This is a genomic window from Desulfococcus sp., from assembly GCF_041737845.1.
Lineage (GTDB): Bacteria > Desulfobacterota > Desulfobacteria > Desulfobacterales > Desulfococcaceae > Desulfococcus.
On record NZ_JBGSQX010000018.1, the window covers coordinates 68,673 to 90,369 of the forward strand.

The following is a 21,697-nucleotide window of genomic DNA, read 5'->3' on the forward strand; positions in this document are numbered from 1 at the left end:
CGTGAATGATCTGTTTTTCTGAAGACCCCGTGCCACAGGAACGGGCTCAGTTCACCTTTTTATCCCGGCCTTTCCACTCCTTATCCCTCAGCTTGAATTTCTGGATCTTGCCGGTAGCGGTTTTGGGAAGCTCCCCGAATTCCACGGTTTTCGGTGCCTTGAAGCGCGCCAGGTGCTCCTTGCAGAAATTGATGATGTCTTCCGCGGTAGGATTGGTGCCGGGCTTCGAAACGACGAAGGCCTTGGGCACCTCTCCCCATTTTTCGTCGGGGACGGAGACCACGGCGACCTCCATGACATCGGGGTGCTTGTAGAGAACGTTTTCCACCTCGACGGTGGAGATGTTCTCACCGCCGCTGATGATGATGTCTTTTTTCCGGTCCATGATCTGGGCGTAATTGTTGGGATGCATGACCGCGAGATCGCCGCTGTGGAACCACCCGCCCTTGAAGGCCTCCGCAGTCGCCTCCGGATCTTTGTAATAGCCCAGCATCACGTTGTTGCCCCGCATGACGATCTCGCCGATGGTCTGGCCGTCCCTGGGAACCGGCTGCATCGTCACGGGGTCCACAACGTCCATGTACATGGCGATGATGAACGGGACGCCCTGGCGGGCCTTGATCTTTGCCCTTTCCTCAAGGGGAAGATGGTCCCATTTTGCCTGCCACTGGCAGACGCTGTGGGGGCCGAACACCTCGGTCAACCCATAGGTCTGGGTGATATTGGCCCCGATATTCTCCATGTTCTGGATGACGGTCGGCGCCGGCGGCGCACCGGCCGTCATGATCTCAAGGCGATGATCGAGCTTGATGTTATGCTGGGTGGCGTAGGTGGACATGCCGATCAAAATCGTCGGCGCCGCACAGAGGTGGGTCACGCCCCCTTCCTTGATCAGGCGGTAGATCTCCTCCGGGACCACCTTCCGCAGACAGAGGTGCGTCGCCCCCATGGCCGTGATGCCCCAGGTGAAACACCAGCCGTTGCAGTGAAACATGGGGAGGGTCCAGAGATAGATCGACCGGCTGTTGGTGCCGAACTCCAGTTGCTCGCCCAAGGCGTTCAGATAGGCGCCCCGGTGGTGATACATGACGCCCTTGGGCAGCCCGGTGGTGCCGGAGGTATAGTTGATGGTCATGATCTGGTACTCGTCATCGATATCCGGCACGATGGGGTCGGGTGAGCCGGAGGCCAGGAACTCCTCGTATTCCATGCCGTCGAGGGGCCGGTCCTTGCTGATGTCGCAGATGTTGACGTAGGTCTTGACCTTGGGGAGATCGCCCGTTACGGGCGCCACGAGGCCCGCGAATTCGTTGTCCGCGAAAACGGCCTTGGCGTCCGAATGGTCGATGATATAGGCAATCTCTTTGGCGGACAGGCGGATGTTGATGCTCACCAGGGCCGCCCCGATCATGGGAACGGCATAATGGGCCTCCAGCATGGGCGGGATGTTGGGGCAGATGAATGCCACCTTGTCGCCCTTGCCGATGCCGATCTTTTTGAGGCCGCTCGCCAACCGGTTCACCCGATGGTAGAACTCCGTGTAGGAGTATTTTTTATCCCCGTAAATCACCGCAGTCTTATCATCATAGACCGCCGCGGACCGGCTGATGAAATGAACCGGGGTTAAGATGTCATAATAGACGCTTTTATCGGACATGAATATCTTCCTCTCGGCTAGATGCCGTTCATGTGCTGTTTGCGATATTGCTTCACGGTGTCCTCATCCACCAGGTGGCGGATTTTGAGCAGGCACTCTTCATCCTTGCAGGCCTCGCCCCAGATGGCGGGAATAACCTCAACGATCAGGTGTTTCTGGTCGGCCGGGCTCAACTTCATGATGGCTTGTTTGATCTCTTCCAGGGTCATCGTATTCCTCCTTGATAAAGGATTGCATCAAAGTTTCGGGGGGAAGCCGCCGGCCGCAAAACCGGTCCGGCGGCAACAACCAACGGACTATTAATGGCCTTCGTGGGTATAGAACGGCCATTTGTGGAAGAACCATTCGTTCCAGAGCAGCGGAATGATCCACCAGAAGTTCCAGACGAGGGACTCCCCGTCGACGAATTTATGCGCCCAGTGAGGATTGCCCAGGCCCCAATCACCCCATCCGACGTAATAGAAAATCACGTAGTTGATGGCGCAGAAGACCAGAACGCCCACGGTTCTGAACCAGAAGGCCGCCCAGGAATCCTTGTCCGCCATGGGGACCATATCGTCGAAATAATGGTGCCAGGCCAGGAAGGGAATCAGGGTGAAACCGGCGATTTCCGCGGCGTGATACCAGAGGAACCGGATCAGTTCGGCGTTCTCGGGTTTCGCCTCCTGCAGGTGATGAAGGACGTCACTGGGCAGCCACAAGGGCGCGATCTTGACGCAGAGAAGGGCGATGAGGTAGGCCAGACAGAAATTGATCACAAAGGAGATCACCCCCTTCCACGGCTGGGGCAGGGTGATGAGGCTCCAGGGTTTCATCCGCCATACGTTGGGGGTCATGAACAGGACGATGATCATCCACTCCCACCAGCCGAACACCCAATGGACATGGGTAATTCCGGAAATGCCGCCCCACCAGGGCGTATTCAGGCCGTAGGAGCTTCCCAGGGCCGTTCCGAAGACCTGGCCCCAAAAGGGAACGATCAGGACCGTATAGAAAATCAGGGTCCACATGGAACACCAGCCGATTTCAGCCAATCCCGCCTGGGGCTGGGGAAGGTCGCTCGGCCGGATGGGCCATTTCCCGAAGAGGATGGTGACAAAGGGGTAGCTGTAAAAGCCGATCAGCACGAAACAGACCACGGCACTTTCAGCGAAATGCTTGGCTTCCATGGTGGCGAGATCCACAGCGCCGGTCTGGCCGGCCGCCGCCAGGGCCTCCAGGTTGCTCTGGCTCAAAAAATTGAATCCCGCCCCGAAGATCCTGTAAAAAACGACATGGATCATGAACCAGACGAGCACCAGGTTGATGATGGTCTGGACAATCCCCCGGGTCGGCTGGGGCAGTTTTTCAAAAGGCCAGTCACCGAGAAACATGTGCTGATAGAGCCCCACCAGAATCATCATGGCCAGATACATGACAAATGGGTAGGGGAACGAAGCCACCGGACCCCGGGGATCGCTGAAGATATACCAGAGTACCCAGGCGATCACCGTGAAAGAGACCAGTGAGATGATGCCGGTCAGCGGTTGGCCCCACCGGGCTGTCAGCTCCCCGTGAGCGGCCGCTTTTGCTGCGCCTGTTTTTACCGAACTTCCAGATTGGATAACACCTGCTTGCGACATACCATCCTCCCTTGATTGGAATGAAAAGCTTCCGGGCGGCCCAACCTTCGGATCACCCATGGTTAATAAAAACCTACAACTGTATTACGATCTTCGCCATTCCCGGCTCCTTAGCTCGATCCTGCGGATTTTGCCGCTGATCGTTTTCGGCAGGAAATCGACAAATTCTATTTTTCGGGGATATTTGTAGGGTGCGGTGACCTTCTTGACATGGTCCTGCAGCTCCTTGACGAGTGCGTCGCTCCCCGTGTACCCGTGGGTCAGGATGATGAAGGCCTTCACCACCTCGCCCCGGGTTTTGTCCGGGCTGGAGACAACGGCCGATTCGGCGACGGCGGGATGTTCGACGAGCGCGCTTTCCACCTCGAAGGGTCCGATGCGGTAGCCTGAGGTCAGAATCACGTCGTCGGATCGACCCACGAACCAGAAATACCCATCCTCATCCACATAGGCCCGGTCTCCCGTGAGGTACCAATCGCCCTTGTAAACCGTTACCGTGCGATCCGCCTCCTTCCAGTATTCCTTGAAAAGTCCCAACGGGCGGTTCGGTCTGACTCGAAGGGCGATGTCCCCCTCCGTGTTGGGGGGCAGGACATGGCCATCATCGTCGATGACACGGAGATCCACCCCGGGCGACGGCTTCCCCATGGAGCCGAACCGAGGCTCGATGCAGGGGAAGGAGCCGCACAGCAGGACCGTTTCGGTCTGGCCGTATCCATCCCGGATGGTGCAGCCCGTGGCTTTTTTCCAGACTTCGATGATCTCGCGGTTCAGCGGTTCGCCGGCTGCGGCACAGTGGCGGAGGGTTGGAAAAGAGAATCGGCTCAGGTCCTGCATGATGAGAATTCGGTAGACGGTCGGTGCGGCACAGAGGGTGGTCACGGGATACCTGGCCAGCAGATCGAGCGTCTTGACAGGGTCAAATCGGTCGCATTGGTGGATGAACTGGGCCGCGCCGCAGATCCATGGACCAAAATAGCTGCTCCATGCGGCCTTGGCCCATCCGGAATCGCTGATGTTCCAATGAAGGTCGTCTTTTCGGAGGTCCAGCCAATACTTGCCCGTGGTAAAATGACCGATGGGATAGGAAGCGTGGGTATGGAGCGCCATTTTGGGGAACCCGGTGGCGCCCGAGGTAAAATAGACGATACAGCCGTCCTGGCTCAGGGTTTTGGCCGTTTCAAAATCTTCGGATGCACCTGAGACGATTTCGTCGTAAAAAAGCCACCCGTCGCGGGGTTTGGTGATGATGATTTTGGATTTGACGGTGGGGCACTCATCCGCGACCTTGTCGAATTTTTCAGCAACATCCGGATTCGCCAGGATACAGACAGATTCGGCCTTATTGGCCCGGAAGGCCAAGTCCTTCGGGGTGAGCTGCGTCGTCCCCGGCGACACGACGGCACCCATGCGGATGCACGCGGTGACCGCCACCCACCAGGCGATGTCCCTGGGCAGGATGAGCATCACCATGTCGCCCTTCCGGATGCCCTGGGCGGCCAGTACGTTTGCCAGTTTTTTTGAGGCGGCGCTCAACTCACGGAAGGTTCGCTTCACCTCGACACCGGCATCGTCCACCCACCACATGGCGAGTTTGTTGGCATCTTCCGCCCATTTGTCGATCACGTCACCGGCAAAATTGAAATATTCAGGAACCTCGTACCGAAACGAACCGTAGGCTTTCTCATAATCCTCCATATTGTTCGTCGGCATCATGAAAGGCTCCCCTTGTGACTGCATGGCGCCCGAACGGCACTCCATCGCCTGCCTCATGGAACAGCAGTGTTCGCGACGAAGGGCGTTCTCAGGGCACTGAATTCGGACTCTCCCTGAAAGAAAAAAAAAATCGATCGAGCGATCACTCATTTTCAGGGAAAATAAAAAACACGCCCGACCCAGTTTCTGATCGAGCGCTCGATTTTATTTCGGAAAGCATTGTAGCCGGTTGTGCGCATGCTTGTCAATGTATTTTTGCTGTCTCTCTACAAAATGAACGGGATTCTAAAGATAGGCAAGACGATCAAAATGAGACGATCATTTATGGTGAAGGGCGCCCGGTCCCGGATCCGATCACTCGTCGTGGATCATCGTCAGGAGCAGGGATACGCCCGCGAGGGCATCCTTCAATGCAACCCGCTCCTTTTTTCTCAGGCTGTAGGGATCGATATAGTTGTCGGGCCGCTTTTCCTGCTTGATCTCCTTCAGGTTTTCCCGGATGTTGAGCATCATCAAATCCTGGAAACTCCTGCGGAAAATCTCTCCGTCCTTATCAGAAATCACGCCGGCGTCGACAAGGCGGTCGAGCCGCCCCAACGTCGACGGCTCTGTGATGCGGCTTTTGGCGGCCAATCGCCGCACGCCGTTGACCATGTGCATGATCGCCGACGATTTCAGGTTGATCTCATTGTTGTGAAGTCCGCCTCTCTCGGTGATGAATGTGCCGAGGTAGCTTATGGGCGGATGATACTCGACGGCCGTGTCAGTGCTGAAAAGCTTCTTCCCCGACCGGCTTTCCACCGCATGGACCAGCCCTCCCAACAGCGTTTCGGCCAGAGCCATGTTTCCCCATAACGGCCTGGCGTCAAAGAGATTGAGCACGGCTTTGTCCAGGTCCCTGTCGGATTGTTCGGTCCACTGGCGGATCAGCGCCATCCAACCGCCGATGGAGCGCCGCCAATACGGATTAACAGCCATGATCTCCTGATCGCACCTTTCAAAACCGCACTGGGCAAGACCATCCACGATGATTTCGGATAGGGCCGCGAAATAGGCGTCAACCCCGGAGGCCTCGCCGTCTTTCGGATCGGCGTACACAATGGCGTTCGCCTGGCCCGTCAGAAGCGGCTGTTCGTAGCGCGCGGCGCTTCCCATATTGATGAGGCAATATTCCACCGGAGGCGGCCCCCATCCGTCCAGTTTCATCCGCTCCTCGGAAAGCTGGATGACCCGGCGGCTCATGCGCTCGTAGAGTTCAGACATCACGTCAAAAATCTCGGTCATGGTGGCGTTCTCCTCGATCATCGCCCCCAGGATGCTGCCGATTTCCCGACTGACCACCGCAAGCCCCCGGATATCGGGCTGGGATTCGATGTCCCGGGTCATGAGCAGGGTCCCCGCGCTTTGGGTTTTGATCAGATCCACCAGGGTGACCACCCCCACGAGTTCGCCCCGCTCCATCACGATGAGGTTTTTGGTCTTGCTGCGCATCATAGCCACCAGGGCTTGACCAATGAAGGCATGGGGGCTGATTTCAACCAGGTTGCTGTACATGACATTCTCGACCCTGCAGGTCTCCACCGGATAGGTCTGTTTGGCGATGAGGTATTTGACCAGATTTTTTTCCGTCAGGATCCCTCTCGGCCGATTCTCCCGGTCCAGGGCGACAATGGCATTGATATCCCTTTCCGCCATGACGTTCGAAACGGTCGCCACCAGATCCTCCGTTCGGCAGGTGATGGGCGGATAGGCCATCACCTCGCTGACCCGCTTTCTGAAAAGCTCGGGCTCCATTTGACTGATCCCAGAATATCCCCCCTTGGAGCGCTCATCCACCAGCGCCTCGTACAACAGCCGCATCCTCTCGGCCAGCAGGACGTTGAAGAATCCGCAGAACTCCGGATAGTCGTAGATCAGTTTTTCCAGATCCCTGCGATAGACGAGACAGCATACCAACTGCTCCTTGGCCCGGATCGCGCCGGGGTATCGCTGCTGGGACAGGACGACGGTCTCCCCGAAAAAATCAAAGGGCCGCCTCAAGCCGATCACCATCTCCAGCCCCTTGTCATCGACGACGATCATTTCCGCAAGGCCTGAATGGATGATGAACAGCGCGTCGAGGCTCTGCATTCCGGTCTTGAAAACATAGGTATTGGCCGCATAGACCTTCATCTCTATCTTTTCGCCGAGTTCCCGCAAAACCTCCGGCTCCAGTATTCCAAAAGGATCCGTTCTGGTCAACGTCCCGTAAATGTCTTCCCCGTTCATACGCCGCACACCTTATGCATGCCCCCTTCTGTCAGGGAGGCACATTGAAATTTCCATGTCAAAATGAATATCTTGAAAATCAGCGAGATCTTTGTTAGTTAGGAACTGTTCTTATTTAGGATCCTAAACAAAATTAATTGGACAAAGATTGCGCCGGATGTTGGGTCGTCTTCAAGGCGCGTTAAAGGTTGCATACTTTACGGATTCGGCCTTTGGCGCAACGCAGAAGACAGCTCAGATCCTTAAAGTGGGGTTTGATGGGTTATGCCCCCTGCTGTCATTTGAGAAAAAACGGCGCTGCCATCACGCCTTGAAAAATTTTACAGAGATGGTATATGATAGTGCTCCAATATGAAACAAAGCGCTTTACAACGTCAACCAATAAAATGTAAAAAGATACCAAATCCAATAGGCAAAAAGGCCCGGAAAAGAAGGTTTCGCAATCGAGCCGCCTGCAGACGGTTTCGCAGCAGCGATCCTGCTCAAGGCTTGCGAATCCCGAAATAGCCATGGGTCGTCACAGTGGGCCGAAATGACAAAGGACGCGACTCAGCCGGCTGTCGGATTTTTGCGGAACCGTCAAGAAAAGCATTGGGCGCGTCTTTGTTCGGCACTGTGGAATATTTTCTTTGCCGGCGACAACCGTTTTCAGCGGTGCACGACACAGTGCATCTCATGAAATCCCGCGATGGAATACCGCGGAATTTCCATCCCTACCCAAAGAGAAAGGAGAGATAATGGCAAAGAGGCTGGAAGTATACAAATGTGAGGCATGTGGAAATATCGTTGAGGTTCTGGAGGGCGGCGCCGGTGAACTGGTCTGCTGCGGCGCGCCGATGAAACTGATGACCGAAAATACGGTGGACGCGGCCAAGGAAAAACATGTGCCCGTCATCGCAAAGGTGGAGGGCGGTTTCAAGGTGACCGTTGGAAGCGTGGCCCATCCCATGGAGGAAAAACATTACATCCAGTGGATCGAGCTCATCGCAGACGGCATCGCCTACCGCCAGTTCCTCAAACCCGGACAGGCCCCCGAAGCCGTGTTCTGCGTGGCCGCGACCCAGGTAACCGCTCGGGAATACTGCAACCTTCACGGACTCTGGAAGGCCTGATCCTGCCGGCGCATGCGGCAAGATGATGGAGGCGACCCCATGACCATTTGGAAATGCCAGAATTGCGGGTATACGATCCAGGCCGAAGGGCCTCCCGAGAAATGCCCCAATTGCAATCAATCGTGTGAGTTTCTGAACAATACCTGCTACACGCCGGATTGTTCCAAAGAGGGTGTGGACAAGCGGATCAAATGATCCAGGCCGTCCATGGCGGACCTGTCGGTTCCGCTGCGGAGATGACGCTTCGCGGACCCCGATCGCCGGATGTTTGATCTCAACCTTTACAACTAACCCAGGAGAGCGACATGACCAATACCCCTCAGCACTGCCCGGGATTCGAGCAATTCAAAAACCTTCAGTCTTTTGCCTGCAAATGCCCCGAATGCGGAGAAGTCAAGGAGATCTTCTCGGATGAGTTCGATCGGGCCCATACCTGCGACAAGTGCGGCAAAAAGATCGATTTCACCCAATGTGCACTCGAAGGCTCGGCAAAATCGGATGACCCCCGGTAGCCGACCGGATGGGAGCACCGTTCCATCTTCCTTAATCGCGACCATCCGCCCGCCGCTGCCCTCCCGGCCGCGGCAAGGCGGGTGGTCCACTGATTAAAAGCCTTTTCAGAACCTCTTGCGGATAATATTTAACCTCTTGATCTTTTAAGGAGAAACTATGGATGTAGTGCTGCTTTCGCGCCTGCAGTTCGCTGCCGCAACCATCTTCCATTTTCTGTTTGTCCCGCTGACAATAGGGCTCTCCACCCTTGTGGCATATATGGAAACGCAATACGTCAGGACCGGGGATGAAACCTATTTGGCGATGACCAAGTTCTGGGGAAAGCTGTTTCTGATCAACTTTGTGGTGGGCGTCGTCACGGGAATCACCCTGGAATTTCAGTTCGGCACCAACTGGTCCGTCTATTCGGCCTACGTAGGCGATATTTTCGGCTCCCTCCTGGCCATTGAGGCCACTGCGGCCTTCTTCCTCGAATCCACGATGATCGGCGTCTGGGTCTTCGGATGGAACAAGCTTTCCAAAAAGGCTCACGCAACCGTCATGTGGCTCATCGCAGGCGCCTCCACGCTGTCGGCGATATGGATTCTCATCGCAAACGGCTGGATGCAGCACCCCGTGGGTTTCGACATCCAAAACGGACGGGCGGAGCTGGTCAGCTTTTTCCAGGTCGTCTTCAATAAATTCGGCTGGATGATCTTCCTCCATGTCATCGCGGGGGCCTTTGTCCTGACCGCCTTCTTTGTCATGGGCATCAGCGCATACCATCTGCTGAAAAAACAGCAGGTCGATTTTTTTACCCGCTCCTTTAAAATAGCCCTGATCACGGGATTTGCGGCATCGGTGCTCGTCGCGGTTCAGGGAGACTTCCATGCCGCCCACGTCGCAGAGGTTCAGCCGGCCAAGCTCGCCGCCATGGAAACCCTCTGGGAAACGCAGCCCAAGGCGCCTGTCTACCTCTTTTCCATTCCGGATGAAGAAAAAGAAGGCAACCTGATCGAAATCGGAAAAATACCCGGTCTCCTCAGCTTTCTCGCCTTCAAGAATGTTGATGCCGAGGTCAGGGGCCTCAAGGACTTCCCCAAGGAAGAACGGCCGCCGGTGCTCATCTCCTCCCTTGCGTTCAAGGGAATGGTGGGGCTCGGCACCTATTTTATCCTGATCACCTCGGTCGGCCTGCTGCTTCGAAACCGCCTGGCAGAATCCAGCCTCTATCTTAAAATTATGATGTTTTCCATTCCATTGCCGTATATCGCCAACGAACTGGGCTGGATCTTGGCCGAAGTCGGGCGCCAGCCGTGGATCGTCTACGGCATGATGAAAACCGCGGATGCCGCCTCGCCCGTGGATTCGGTCCAGGTTGCAATATCCCTCGCCGGTTTTCTGCTGGTGTACGGTCTGCTGGGTGCGGCGGGATTCTATCTGATGGCTCAAAATGCGATAAAGGGACCGGCACTGGTCGAAGGAGAGGTGTAAGCATGGAACTTCAGATCACATGGTTTTTTCTTTGGGGGCTGCTGTGGGCGGTCTTTTTCATCACGGACGGTTTTGATTTTGGCATCGGCACCCTGATGCCGTTCCTCGCCAAAAATGACACTGAAAAACGCGTCATGCTGAACGCCATGGGCCCCTTCTGGGACGGGAACGAGGTCTGGCTGATCGCTGCGGGCGGGGTCACCTTCGCTGCCTTCCCGATCCTGTATGCCACCATGTTTTCATCCCTTTATTCAGCCCTGATGCTGATTCTCTTTGCCCTCATCCTGAGGGGGGTGGCTCTGGAGTTTCGGGGAAAGGTGGAGCACCCGATGTGGCGGCAGATCTGGGATTTCTGCGTCTTCTTCGGCAGCGCGGCTCCCGCGGTGCTGTTCGGCGTCGCATTCGCCAATTTCTTCAGAGGCATTCCCATCGACGCCGCCGGCCTGTACCACGGTAATCTGTTCAGCCTCCTGAACGGTTACGGCCTGCTGGGCGGGGTTCTCTTCCTGCTCCTCTTCCTGGAGCACGGCGCCCTCTGGCTCGCCATCAAATCCGACGGCGACCTGCATGAGCGCGCGGTCCTCACGGCCCACGGCCTCTGGTGGATCCTCGTTGCGGCGGCCCTCCTCTTCCTGATCGCCTCCAAATTCGAGACCCGGCTGTACGACAACTATTACGCCAATCCGATCCTGTTCCTGCTCGTGGTGATCAACCTGGCAGCCTTTATCCAGGTGAAATGGTTCCTGATCAAAAAGGCCTATTTCACGGCTTGGTTCTCATCCGCCCTGGCCATCCTCTGCTGCACCTTTTTCGGCATCATCGGTCTGTTCCCCAACATGCTGCCATCCAGCGTCGACAGCGCGGCCAGCATCACGGCGTTCAATTCCTCATCCAGCCCCCTGACCCTCAAGATCATGCTGACCGTGGTCATCATCTTCTTGCCGATCATTCTGGCCTACCAGGTCTGGGCCTACACCCTGTTCAAGGGCAAGGTGACGAAGGAAGATCTGGCTTCGGAAGAAGCTTATTAGGGAGACGGCCATCCGGGCGGTCGAGGCATCATGCGATGAATGCCCCTCTGCCGCCGGATTGCCCCAGCGCTTCGAGGGAAAAGACCGGTGTTGTCAGAACCACGGCGCGCTTCAGCAGACGGACGGTAACCTTAAGGATGCCCTATCATGCTGGTACTTGGACTACAGGGGAGCCCACGAAAAAAGGGCAACACGGAATTCCTGCTGTCGCTTTTCCTGGAAGAAGCCCGGAAATACGGCGCCCAAACCCATATGGTGAACGTCTGCCAGAAGCATATCGAACCCTGCAAAGAGTTCACCACCTGCGAAAAAAAGGGATTCTGCCCCATCCAGGACGACATGGATCCCGAAATATACCCCCTGCTCCGGAAGGCCGATGTGGTCGTGCCGGCATCCCCTGTATTCTTTTACAACGTCACCGCCCAGCTCAAGGCCCTGATCGACCGGTCCCAGACCCTCTGGGCGCGCAATTACCGCCTGAAGCTGACCGACCCCAAACGCGGAATCCGCCGGGGATTCATGCTTTCCCAGGGCGCCACAAAGGGCAAGAACCTCTTTCTGGGCGTCGACCTGACGGCCAAATATTTTTTTGACGCTGTGGGCGCCCGTTATTCGGGCAGTCTGTATTACTGGCAGATCGAGCACAGGGGGGACATGGAGCGCCATCCTTCCGTTCGTGGGGATGTCGCCGCTGCGGTCGGCGACCTGCTCAAGCCATATGTCGGCCGCCGTAAAATTCTCTTCGCCGGGGGGCGGGGCTCCGCCCGGAACCAGATGGCCGGCGCCTTTGCACAGATGCTGGGCGGCGAAAAGATCGATGCCCTGATCGGCTGCGACCGTCCTGCGGAAAAAATCGATCCCCTCATGGAGGCGGTTATGGCTGAGAAGCGCATCGATATGGGGTTTCGAATTCCCGAATCCATTGATACGGCCCTTGAAGCCGGCCCGCCCGATATGATCGTCGCCATGGGGTGCGGCGATATCCCGTCCGCGCCGAATGCGGTGCGGGTCGATTGGGACCTGCCGGACCCGGAAGGCCTGGATATCGAGGCGATGCGGAGCCTTCGGGACGAGATCGAGAAGCGCGTCTCGGATTTGATCGGACAGTTGAAGTCGTAACCCGGATGTTTAACTCTAAATGACAGGAGGTACCAGTGAAGAAATACGTTTGTACGATTTGCGGCTATGTCTATGACCCCGCCGAGGGGGACCCCGACAACGGCGTGCCCCCCGGAACGGCGTTCGAGAAAGTCCCGGACACCTGGGAATGCCCCATCTGCGGTGCAGGCAAAGGTGATTTCGAGGTCGAAGAATAACGGTTGACATCGCCTTCTACACGTTTAATCTTCTAGAGCACAATGCCCTTTTCGCCGGACCGAATGGCAAAAAGGGCATTTACCTTTTTTCGTCGCTATCGCTGCATCCGATCATCCGTAACACTGCAACATTAAGGAAGACCAATGAAACCCGTTGAAATTGCCAAAGGAATTTACGATGTAGGCGTCATCGACTGGACTATCAGGGATTTCCATGGTTACTCAACACACATGGGGACCAGCTATAATGCCTTTCTGGTCGTCGGTGAAAAAATCGTCCTGATCGATACGGTCAAGAAAAACTTTGCCGACCAGTTGCTCAGGAACATCGCAAGAATTGTGGACCCCGCCAAGATCGACGTCGTGATCAGCAACCACACGGAGATGGATCACAGCGGGGCGCTGCCCTACATCATGGGAAAAGTGGGGAAGGAAAAACCCGTCTACTGCTCCAGCATGGGGCAAAAGAACCTCTCCCGCCATTTTTCGGAAACCTTCAATTTCCAGGCGATCAAGGAAGGCGAAGACCTCGTTCTGGGAGACAAGACCTTCAGTTTTATCGAGACCCGAATGCTGCACTGGCCGGACAGCATGTTCACCTATCTGAAGGAAGACAAGATTCTGTTTTCCAGCGACGCTTTTGGTCAGCATTACGCCGGCCATGAGCAGTTCGACGATGTGGTCGGTGAAAAGATCATGTCTCACGCCAAAAAATACTTCGCCAACATCCTGCTGCTCTATGCCCCCCTGATTCTCAAGCTCATCGACAAGGTGGTGGGCATGGGCCTGGAGATCAACATGCTCTGTCCGGACCACGGGGTGCTCTGGCGGAATCCCTCCACCATCATCGACGCTTACGCCAGATGGAGCCGGCAGGAAGACCTGGAAAACAAAGCCGTGGTGGTTTACGATACCATGTGGCACAGCACTGAACTCATGGCCCTTGCCATCGCTGACGGCCTCCACCTGGAGGGCGTCGATGTCCGCCCCATGAAGCTTCGGGAGTACGACCGCAGTGATATCATGACCGAGATCTGCGACGCCAAAGCGGTGGTGGTGGGCTCCCCCACCCTGAACAACGGCATTTTCCCGACCGTGGCCGATTTTCTGACCTATATGAAGGGACTCAAGCCCCAGAACAAGATCGCCGCGGCCTTCGGCTCGTTCGGATGGAGCGGTGAATCCGTCAAAATCCTGGAGCAGGAGTTGGCCGACATGAAATTCGACCTGATCACCCCCGGTCTCAAACACCAATATGTCCCCGATGATGACGCACTTGAAAAATGCGTGGCCTTCGGCCGTCAGATCGCGGCAGTCATCAAGGAGACCCGCAGGTAATATGAAAAGGCCTGTAATTGATCTGAGTGCCTGCAATGGCTGCGGTGCCTGCATCGAGGTCAGCCCGTCCGTTTTCAGCATGAACGACCTGGGATTCATTCAGGTGGCGGACCTGGAATCCTATCCCGAGGCTGAAGTCGACGAAGCCATCGCACTCTGCCCCCAGGACTGCATCTCCTGGGAGGAATAAACCGGCGGGGCCAGCCCCCGCATCAACCTCGCGAGGTGATGACCCATGAAAAAAAACGCCCTGTTTGTGTTCAACGGGGATGCCATGTGTTTTATCCATGTGCTGCTGAATGCCCTGGACATGAAGGCCAAAGGGGATGAGGTGAGGATCGTGGTGGAGGGTGCCGCAACCCGCCTGGTACCGGAGCTTGACGCTGCGGATCATCCCCTTCACGCCCTCTGGGAAAAAGTCAAGAAGGCGGGCCTCGTGGACGGCGTGTGCGAAGCGTGCTCGAGAAAAATGGGGACCCTGGACGCCGCCCGGTCTGCAGGGTTGCTGCCCCTGAATGACATGAACGGTCATCCGAGCCTGGCCCGATACCAACGGGATGGCTATGAAATCATCACCTTCTGACGGCCTTCGGCCGCCATTTCCCTCCGGTCAGGTTTTGACAAGGAAGATTCCAAGGAAGGATCTGTGATGCCGGAAAAATTGGGAAGCCGCGCCCTGAAAAAGGAGATCTCGAAACTCCTGCGCGAAAAGACCTTCGAAGAGGCTATGGACGTCATCTGCCGCTTTCCGCCCAAGCAGGTTATCGGTCCTCTCTTTTCCCATTTTTACGGGGATGACATCGTGTTTTGGCGGGCCGTCTCCGCCATGGGGGTTGTGGTTTCCGCAATGGCCGACAGCGGCACCGTAGAATCCGCCAGGGTCGTTCTGCGACGGATGATGTGGCAGCTCAACGACGAGTCCGGAGGCATCGGTTGGGGATGCCCGGAAGCCATGGGGGAGATTATGGCCCGAAACCAGCGCCTGGCCGAGGAGTTCCATCGGATTTTGGCGTCCTACACCATGGTGGAGGGCAATTTTCTGGAACACCCGGTGCTTCAAAGAGGACTTCTCTGGGGCGTCGGCCGGCTTACCCACGCCAGGGCGGGGCTGGTTTCCTATGTCGCGCCCCACCTCGTCCCTTTTCTGACATCATCAGACCCGATTCACCGGGGTCTGGCCGCCTGGGCGCTCTCCCCCATTGCCGATGCGCATACAAAGGCCTTGATAAAAGCCCTTGCCGGTGATAACGCAACCGTAACGATTTATATCGACGACTGTCTCATCGAGCGGGCTGTTGCAGATTTTGCTCGAAACGCAATGACATAAGGATCGCAAACAAAATGAATCGGACAAAGATTGCGCCGGATTCTATGTCGTCTTCAAGGCGCGTCAAAGGTTGCATACGCTGCGTATCCGGCCTTTGACACAATGCAGCAGACGGCCCAAAAGACAAGCGAGATTGTTCAATTCATTTCGTTTCCGATCCTAAGACACTCACGTCAGGAGTTGCCATATGAATCCATTCGATCTCATTCCGACAGCCGATCCGATCCCCGCGCCCGGCGTGCTGTTTTGGGTCCTCCTCAATGTTTTTTTCATGATTCATATCCTGCTGGTGAATATCATGGTCGGCACCGGCGTTATCACCCTGATCGCAGGCCTGAAAAAAGATGCCTCCGAATCCCTCGGAAAGGATGTCGCCCAAAAGCTGCCCGTCGTGATCGCGCTGGCCATCAACATGGGCGTCGCACCGCTCCTGTTTCTTCAGCTTCTTTATGGTCAGTTTGTCTATACCAGCTCGACGCTCATGGCCGTGTTCTGGCTTTCCGCCGTCGCGCTGCTCATCATCGCCTACACCAACGCTTATTATTACAAATCCAGATTTGATGCCCTGTCGATCGGCTCCCGGAGATTCTTCCTCGGTTCCGCGGTCTTCCTCTTCCTGACCATCGGCTTTGTCCTGTCCAACAACATGACCCTGATGATCAATCCCTCATCCTGGTTCAGATATTTCATCCGTCCGGACGGCTTCCTGCTCAACCTGAAAGATGCGGTGCTCCTGCCCCGCTACCTCCATTTCATGACCGCCTCCCTGGCTGTCGGAGGGCTGTTCATCGCCGCGGTATGGACCTTCAAGAAAAAAAAAGGGGCCATGGACGCCGACAAGAACATCCGGCTCGGCATGCAGTGGTTTACCGGGGCGACCCTGGCCCAGATCCTGGTGGGGTTCTGGTTCCAGATGAGCCTTCCCAAAGCCGTCATGGCCCTTTTTATGGGCGACTCAAATCTGCACACGGCCGTGTTCATGATCGCCCTCGCCCTGGTCATCCAGACACTCTACTATGGCATTCGGTCCCAGGTGTGGCCTTCGGTTGCGAGCGTGACCGTTCTGATTGCCGTCATGATCCTCATGCGCGATTTGGTGCGAACCGCCTACCTGAAGCCCTATTTCAGCATCCGGGACCTTTCGGTGATCCAGGAAAACGGCCCCATGATCCTCTTTTTCATGTCGCTGGTTCTCGTCTCGGCGGCGATCCTTTGGGTCCTCCGCCTCCTGCCGGCAGCGGAAAGGAAAACCGCCTCTCCGAAACCCTGATTCCGACGCCCTTCGGGTCCTTTTTCTTGCCCCCCGAATCATCCTGTCTTAATCTTATGACCGTTTCTGAGAACCTTACAACCATCTGACCGGACAGCCCCCCGGGGATCGCCATCCCGGCGGGCACATCCGGCGGGATATTTCTTTGGGTGAAGGAGGATGCGCCGTGGAGAGAACAGCATGATTCAAGAGGCCTTTTGCGATTACTATATCGCGAACCATCAACTGCTACCGACCTCTGACCAGGAACGGATCCCCCCCATGGACCTGTCGTCGATCTATGAGGTCATCAAGATCATCGACGGGGTCCCGATCTTCTTCGAGGAGCATATGGCCCGCCTGAAACAATCCCTTCGGCTTTCGGGGGCAGCCACCGCGTTTTCGGAGGAAGCGATTCTGTCGGATATCGACCGGCTGGTCCGAGCAAACCATTGCGGACGCATCAATGTCAAGATCGTACTGACCCGCGGCGCCGGAGGGCCCCGCATCCTGGTCTATTTCATCCGGACCGAATACCCCGATGCCGAGACCTACGCCCGGGGGGTCGCCACCATCCTTTTCGCGGGAGAGAGAGAAACCCCGAACGTAAAGACCCTTAAGGATTCTTTCAGGGAGAGGGTCCGCGCCGCGCTGGCGACGGCATCCGCCTATGAAGCCCTCCTTCTGGACGACAACGGGGACATCACCGAAGGAAGCCGGTCCAACCTTTTTTTCCTCAAGGGCGGCAGGCTCCATACCCCGCCGGGGCAGCGCGTGCTGCTCGGCGTGACCCGCCAGAAGGTGATGGATATCTGCCGCGCGAACGGCATCGACGTGGCGGAAGAATGCATTCATCGAAGCGGCCTGCCGGATCTCGAGGGCGCATTTATCACCGGCACGACCGTAGATGTCCTGCCGGTCGCCGCCATTGGGGAGATGGTGCTCCCATCGGCCGCGGCGCCCGTCATCAGGAAAATCATCCGGGAGTTTGCGAAGGAAGTCGCCCGCTATATCGAGAAACGGAAGATGGGGGAGGGATGACGGGAAAAGCGCCTTCCGGGGATCACAGAGAGAAGCTCAGGATAAATCCCGCCACCCGTGGCCTTAGCGGGGCGGGAGGGGAAACCGCGACGGATCCGGGCGAAAGCACCCCGGAGCCGCCGCGGCAAGAGTCAGGGAGTTACTTGGCCTCTTTTGGATGACACGTTGCGCAGCTTGTCGGGGCCGCCTTGGTGTTGTTTTTCTTGTTGTGTTCCTTGTGGCAGTCGATGCAGTTGGCGTGGAGCGCCTCGGCGTGGTATTCCATTTTTTCCGAATCGGACATCTTCTCGCCCTTCTTTGGCGCCGGGGCCTTGCTGGCCTTGGGATGACACTCGATGCATCTCTGAACGGCATCCCCTTCTTTCAGCTCGGTGAGGGGCTCGGCCTTTTCATTGTGATGACAGTCGCCGCAGGCAGACTTGTATTCCGTGGTGTGCTTCTTGTGGGTAAACTGCACAATAGTCTTCGTATGCTTGGCATAGGCGGGCTCGTTCATGGCAATGACATCGGCAACCACGCCGCTGCCGGAGGCTTTTGCTGCCGTCGCAGCCTTTTCGACGGGCTTGGCGGCCTCTATTTTCTCGGCGGGCTTTTCTTCCTTGGCCGGCTTCTTGGCTTCAACGGCCTTTTCCGTTTTTGCCTCGGCCGCCTCAGGCGCTTTCTCTTCAACGGCCTCCTCAGCCTTCGCCACTATGGCAGCAGGGGCCTTTTCCTCGGAAACGCCCTCTTCCGGTGCGGCTTCCGTCGCCTTCTCGGCAACAGCGGTATCCGCGATACCTTCGGCATGGGGCTTCTTGTTAAAATCCATTGCGACCACGACCACCAGGGCAACAATCAAAACAACCTCGGTCAATATTAGCGCCAACGTCTTCCTGTCCATCTACAAGCCTCCTCCTGTTTCGTTCGGCCTCCGCCCGGGTTTCCCGCGGCGGTCACCATCTCTTGGTTAGAATGATTCCGCACCTCTTTAAGGCAAAACTTCTCAATGATGGAAGGACCATATTTATTATAAAACCATTTCTTTGTCAAAAACTTTATCGCGCCCGAATCAGGAGCGTTCGGGAAAAAAGACCCGGGGGAATTTGCGGAACCGGCCCCTTTTCGAATGAGGTAACACGCCATCTGTTCAAGCCGAATGTCAGGGATGCGGGAGACGCTGCGCCCCATGAATCCAGCAGGCTGCTCCCTGTCTTGACCGGAATCAGGGCCTGCCAGACTGCGGTGGTTGCTGCCGCTTCACAGGATTCGAATGCCATGGGCCGGACAGTACACCCCGATCTGCACGCCGACGCGAAGCCCGAGCGACGCATAGGCCTCGCGCCTCATAAGAACACTCAGGTGGATGCCGATATCCACCACTACCCGGATTCCATCGGACTGATCGGTGATCTGAACGATCCGCCCTGTAAAGACGCCCTCCCCGGCCGGAGGCGCCTCACCATGAGGGACGATCACGATCTGCTCCGGATGGACGGCAATCGAAACAGACATCCTGTCGGTCGGGGGAATGGGAAAAGCCGCCCCTTCGCTCACCCGGCAAACGCAGCGATCGTTGCGGCGAACCACCTTTCCGTAAAAAATATTATCGCTTGCCGACGCTCCCGGGCGGCCGTTGAACAATAGAATCCGATCCTCGACCAACCTGGATGCCTGAAGCAGATTATGCGTGGCAATGACGATTGAAATGCGGCGATCCGCATGAAGGTCGCGGATGATGCTTTCGATGGCGGCCTGACTGCCGGCATCGACACTGGCCGTGGGCTCGTCGAACAGGATCACTCTGGGTGAACAGGCAAGTGCCCTGGCGATGGCGACCCGCTGGGTCTCGCCGCCTGAAAGCCCGGCACCGGGTGCATTTTGCAGGTGGCGCATCCCGACCCGGTCCAGGGTCTCTTCGACCATCCGGGTCCGATCCTTTTTGGGAACCTTTCGGATCTTGAGACCGAACTCTACATTGCGATGGACCGTGGTCGAAAACATGATGGGGTGCTGATTGACCAGCACGATCTCGCGGCGAAGGGGCTGAAGGCTTCTTTCTGAAAAGTCCACCGGGCGACCATGATACCATACAGCGCCCGTCGAGGGTTTCTCGAGAAATGCCAGAATGGAAAGGAGGGTGGTTTTTCCGGAACCGTTGGGCCCCATGAGGCCGTATATTCTCCCCTGTTCCATGGACAGCTCCGGGATATCCAGGACGGTCCGGTCGTCGTAGACCCTGGTCAGGTTTCGAAGCGAATAGAGGGTCAATTCGACGACATCCTTCCCTGAAAATAGTTCAGGAGCACATTGATAAAGAGGCTGATGGTCATCAGAATCATGCCGAGGGCAATCGCCAGAACGAACTCTCCCTTGTCATACTCCAGCGCCATGGCGGTAGTCATCGTCCGGGTGAATCCCCGGGCGTTTCCGCCCAGCATCATGCTGATGCCGATCTCCGAAATCACCCGCCCGAATCCCCCGACCACGGCGGAAACAATCCCGAACCGGGCCTCCATCAGCAGGATCCCCAGGGTTTGAAACCGGTCCGCCCCCAGGGTCATGGCGGTCAAGCGATACCGCCGGTCGATCCGGCTGATGGCGGAGATCGTAAAGGTTGTAATAATCGGTATGATGAGGATGATCTGGCCTATGACAATGGCTTTTTGGGTGTAAAGCAACCCTAAATTTCCAAAAATTCCCTTTCTGGAGATCAGTGCATAGACAAACAGGCCGATGACCACCGTCGGCAAGGCGAGCAGGGTATTCAATACCGTAATCACCGCCCGCTTTCCCCTGAAGCGGTTGACGGCGATGCCTATTCCCAGGGGCACTCCGATCATTGAAGAGACCAGGCTGGCGGTGATGCTCACATTGAGGGAGACGCCGACAATGCTGAGGAGATCCGGATCCAGACGCCTCATCATCATCAACGCGGAGACGATGCTATCCAGGAAGAATTCCATAACAGGAAGGATATCCATGGCAAACCGGGACAGCATCAGGCCGCCCCGGCTGGATCAATGGTTCGGAAGCCGATTACTTGACATTGGGGATGGCGTCGGGAAAAAAAAGCTGCTGCCCGTGAACCTTGTAGTCGGCGATCAGGGACTGCCCCCTGGGAGACACCAGCCACCGGGCAAAGGCATCGGCCAGATCATATCGTATCGGCGGAGTTGAATCCTTGAACTTTTCGGGGTTTACCGGGATGACACCGTATGGATTGTAAAGCGACGGGTCCCCTTCACTCAACACCTCCAGCCCAAGCCCCTCTTTCCTCCCCAATTTATATTGGATATAGGTCCCCCGATCCGCCAGGGTATAGGCCTGTTTTTCATCGGCAAAGACGAGGGCCTTTCCCATCCCCTGCCCGATGGACATATACCACTTTCCCAGGCCGTCCGGGTGGACAAAGTGGATCTCTTTGGTTTTCCCCTCTGAGGAGACCGTCTGCTTCACGGTCTGCAGCGGCAGCCCCGTCCCCTTCCACAACTCCTGCTCCTTGCTGTGGGTGCCGGAGTCATCCCCCCTCGAAACAAACATGGCCCCGGCCGCGGCGATCTTTTTCATGGCGCCGACCGCATCTTTCATGCCGCCTACCCCGGCAGGGTCATTTTTCGGCCCCAAGAGGATAAAATCATTGTGCATCACCGGATAACGCTTGGTGCCGTATCCCTCCTCGACAAATTTCCGCTCGCGCTCAATGTCGTGGACAAAAACCACGTCCACATTGCCGTCCATGCCGTCCCGGATGGCGGCGCCGGTTCCCTTTGCGATGACCTTGACCTCCATGCCGGTGTCCTTCTGAAGCTCCGGAAGCAGTACATCCAGCAATCCCGAGGACTCGGTGCTGGTTGTTGTCGACATCTTGATGACCTTATCCGCGCTGTAGCCCTCCGTGGCGCCGATCAGGCAAAACAGACAAATGATCCATCCATTTTTCATCTTTTTTCCTTTCACGAATCGGGGTAACAGGTATGTTTCTTATCCGAAGATATCCGTCCATATCATAAATTTTATATGATTCATAGATATCAGAAAGAAAAAACCAATATCAC

General features: G+C 56.5%; 22 protein-coding genes. 13 read left to right on the forward strand and 9 right to left on the reverse strand.

The features are described from left to right. Window positions 1-46: 46 nt before the first annotated feature. The 5 genes from ACEW8N_RS02080 to ACEW8N_RS02100 all read right to left on the reverse strand — a co-directional run bounded on the left by ACEW8N_RS02080 (window position 47) and on the right by ACEW8N_RS02100 (window position 7,263). Entirely contained in the window at window positions 47-1,657 is a 1,611-nt protein-coding gene (locus ACEW8N_RS02080; protein ID WP_373498130.1) for an acyl--CoA ligase family protein, read from the reverse strand. Between the two features lie 17 nt (window positions 1,658-1,674). Next, entirely contained in the window at window positions 1,675-1,866 is a 192-nt protein-coding gene (locus tag ACEW8N_RS02085; protein ID WP_373498131.1) for a hypothetical protein, read from the reverse strand. A gap of 90 nt (window positions 1,867-1,956) precedes the next feature. After that, window positions 1,957-3,279, reverse strand: a complete 1,323-nt coding sequence (locus ACEW8N_RS02090) for a hypothetical protein (RefSeq protein ID WP_373498132.1) — start codon at window positions 3,277-3,279, stop codon at window positions 1,957-1,959. An 84-nt stretch (window positions 3,280-3,363) separates the two neighbouring features. Next, window positions 3,364-4,995, reverse strand: coding sequence for an AMP-binding protein (locus ACEW8N_RS02095; protein ID WP_373498133.1), 1,632 nt, complete (start codon window positions 4,993-4,995; stop codon window positions 3,364-3,366). Between the two features lie 354 nt (window positions 4,996-5,349). Further along, window positions 5,350-7,263: a DUF294 nucleotidyltransferase-like domain-containing protein gene (locus tag ACEW8N_RS02100; RefSeq protein WP_373498134.1), complete on the reverse strand. Its 1,914-nt coding sequence runs from the start codon at window positions 7,261-7,263 to the stop codon at window positions 5,350-5,352. 737 nt (window positions 7,264-8,000) lie between these two features. Here ACEW8N_RS02100 and ACEW8N_RS02105 point away from each other — a divergent pair. The 13 genes from ACEW8N_RS02105 to ACEW8N_RS02165 all read left to right on the forward strand — a co-directional run bounded on the left by ACEW8N_RS02105 (window position 8,001) and on the right by ACEW8N_RS02165 (window position 17,663). Beyond that, entirely contained in the window at window positions 8,001-8,375 is a 375-nt protein-coding gene (locus ACEW8N_RS02105; protein WP_373498135.1) for a desulfoferrodoxin, read from the forward strand. 39 nt (window positions 8,376-8,414) lie between these two features. Beyond that, complete coding sequence (locus tag ACEW8N_RS02110) at window positions 8,415-8,570, forward strand: rubredoxin-like domain-containing protein (protein ID WP_373498136.1); 156 nt, start codon at window positions 8,415-8,417, stop codon at window positions 8,568-8,570. Window positions 8,571-8,680: 110 nt separating this feature from the next. After that, window positions 8,681-8,887, forward strand: a complete 207-nt coding sequence (locus ACEW8N_RS02115) for a hypothetical protein (RefSeq protein ID WP_373498137.1) — start codon at window positions 8,681-8,683, stop codon at window positions 8,885-8,887. Window positions 8,888-9,044: 157 nt separating this feature from the next. Further along, window positions 9,045-10,361 carry a cytochrome ubiquinol oxidase subunit I gene (locus ACEW8N_RS02120; RefSeq protein WP_373498138.1) on the forward strand — a complete coding sequence of 439 codons (1,317 nt, stop codon included), beginning with the start codon at window positions 9,045-9,047 and terminating at the stop codon, window positions 10,359-10,361. 2 nt (window positions 10,362-10,363) lie between these two features. Continuing rightward, a complete protein-coding gene (cydB, locus tag ACEW8N_RS02125) occupies window positions 10,364-11,392 on the forward strand; it encodes a cytochrome d ubiquinol oxidase subunit II (RefSeq protein ID WP_373498139.1) in 1,029 nt (342 codons plus the stop codon). A gap of 147 nt (window positions 11,393-11,539) precedes the next feature. Then, window positions 11,540-12,511 carry an NAD(P)H-dependent oxidoreductase gene (locus ACEW8N_RS02130; RefSeq protein ID WP_373498140.1) on the forward strand — a complete coding sequence of 324 codons (972 nt, stop codon included), beginning with the start codon at window positions 11,540-11,542 and terminating at the stop codon, window positions 12,509-12,511. A gap of 35 nt (window positions 12,512-12,546) precedes the next feature. Next, entirely contained in the window at window positions 12,547-12,708 is a 162-nt protein-coding gene (rd, locus tag ACEW8N_RS02135; protein ID WP_373498141.1) for a rubredoxin, read from the forward strand. Window positions 12,709-12,852: 144 nt separating this feature from the next. Next, complete coding sequence (locus ACEW8N_RS02140) at window positions 12,853-14,046, forward strand: FprA family A-type flavoprotein (RefSeq protein ID WP_373498142.1); 1,194 nt, start codon at window positions 12,853-12,855, stop codon at window positions 14,044-14,046. Window position 14,047: 1 nt separating this feature from the next. Further along, a complete protein-coding gene (locus ACEW8N_RS02145) occupies window positions 14,048-14,236 on the forward strand; it encodes a ferredoxin (protein ID WP_373498143.1) in 189 nt (62 codons plus the stop codon). A 45-nt stretch (window positions 14,237-14,281) separates the two neighbouring features. Beyond that, window positions 14,282-14,629, forward strand: a complete 348-nt coding sequence (locus ACEW8N_RS02150) for a DsrE family protein (RefSeq protein WP_373498144.1) — start codon at window positions 14,282-14,284, stop codon at window positions 14,627-14,629. Window positions 14,630-14,695: 66 nt separating this feature from the next. Continuing rightward, window positions 14,696-15,373: a DVU0298 family protein gene (locus ACEW8N_RS02155; RefSeq protein ID WP_373498145.1), complete on the forward strand. Its 678-nt coding sequence runs from the start codon at window positions 14,696-14,698 to the stop codon at window positions 15,371-15,373. A 187-nt stretch (window positions 15,374-15,560) separates the two neighbouring features. Continuing rightward, on the forward strand, window positions 15,561-16,643 hold the full coding sequence (locus ACEW8N_RS02160) for a hypothetical protein (RefSeq protein ID WP_373498146.1): 1,083 nt from the start codon (window positions 15,561-15,563) through the stop codon (window positions 16,641-16,643). Window positions 16,644-16,823: 180 nt separating this feature from the next. Beyond that, window positions 16,824-17,663 (forward strand): aminotransferase class IV, encoded by an 840-nt coding sequence (locus tag ACEW8N_RS02165; RefSeq protein ID WP_373498147.1) that lies wholly within the window; start codon window positions 16,824-16,826, stop codon window positions 17,661-17,663. Window positions 17,664-17,802: 139 nt separating this feature from the next. On the opposite strand, the gene ACEW8N_RS02170 is transcribed toward ACEW8N_RS02165, so the two are convergent. The 4 genes from ACEW8N_RS02170 to ACEW8N_RS02185 all read right to left on the reverse strand — a co-directional run bounded on the left by ACEW8N_RS02170 (window position 17,803) and on the right by ACEW8N_RS02185 (window position 21,584). Further along, window positions 17,803-18,543: a cytochrome c3 family protein gene (locus ACEW8N_RS02170; protein ID WP_373498148.1), complete on the reverse strand. Its 741-nt coding sequence runs from the start codon at window positions 18,541-18,543 to the stop codon at window positions 17,803-17,805. A 356-nt stretch (window positions 18,544-18,899) separates the two neighbouring features. Continuing rightward, window positions 18,900-19,910 (reverse strand): ABC transporter ATP-binding protein, encoded by a 1,011-nt coding sequence (locus ACEW8N_RS02175; RefSeq protein WP_373498149.1) that lies wholly within the window; start codon window positions 19,908-19,910, stop codon window positions 18,900-18,902. Further along, window positions 19,907-20,641 carry an ABC transporter permease gene (locus ACEW8N_RS02180; protein WP_373498150.1) on the reverse strand — a complete coding sequence of 245 codons (735 nt, stop codon included), beginning with the start codon at window positions 20,639-20,641 and terminating at the stop codon, window positions 19,907-19,909. The genes ACEW8N_RS02175 and ACEW8N_RS02180 overlap by 4 nt, the downstream gene beginning before the upstream one ends. A 37-nt stretch (window positions 20,642-20,678) precedes the next feature. Further along, the gene (locus ACEW8N_RS02185; protein WP_373498151.1) at window positions 20,679-21,584 is read right to left on the reverse strand and encodes a substrate-binding domain-containing protein; all 906 of its coding nucleotides are present in this window, start codon (window positions 21,582-21,584) and stop codon (window positions 20,679-20,681) included. Window positions 21,585-21,697 lie beyond the last annotated feature (113 nt).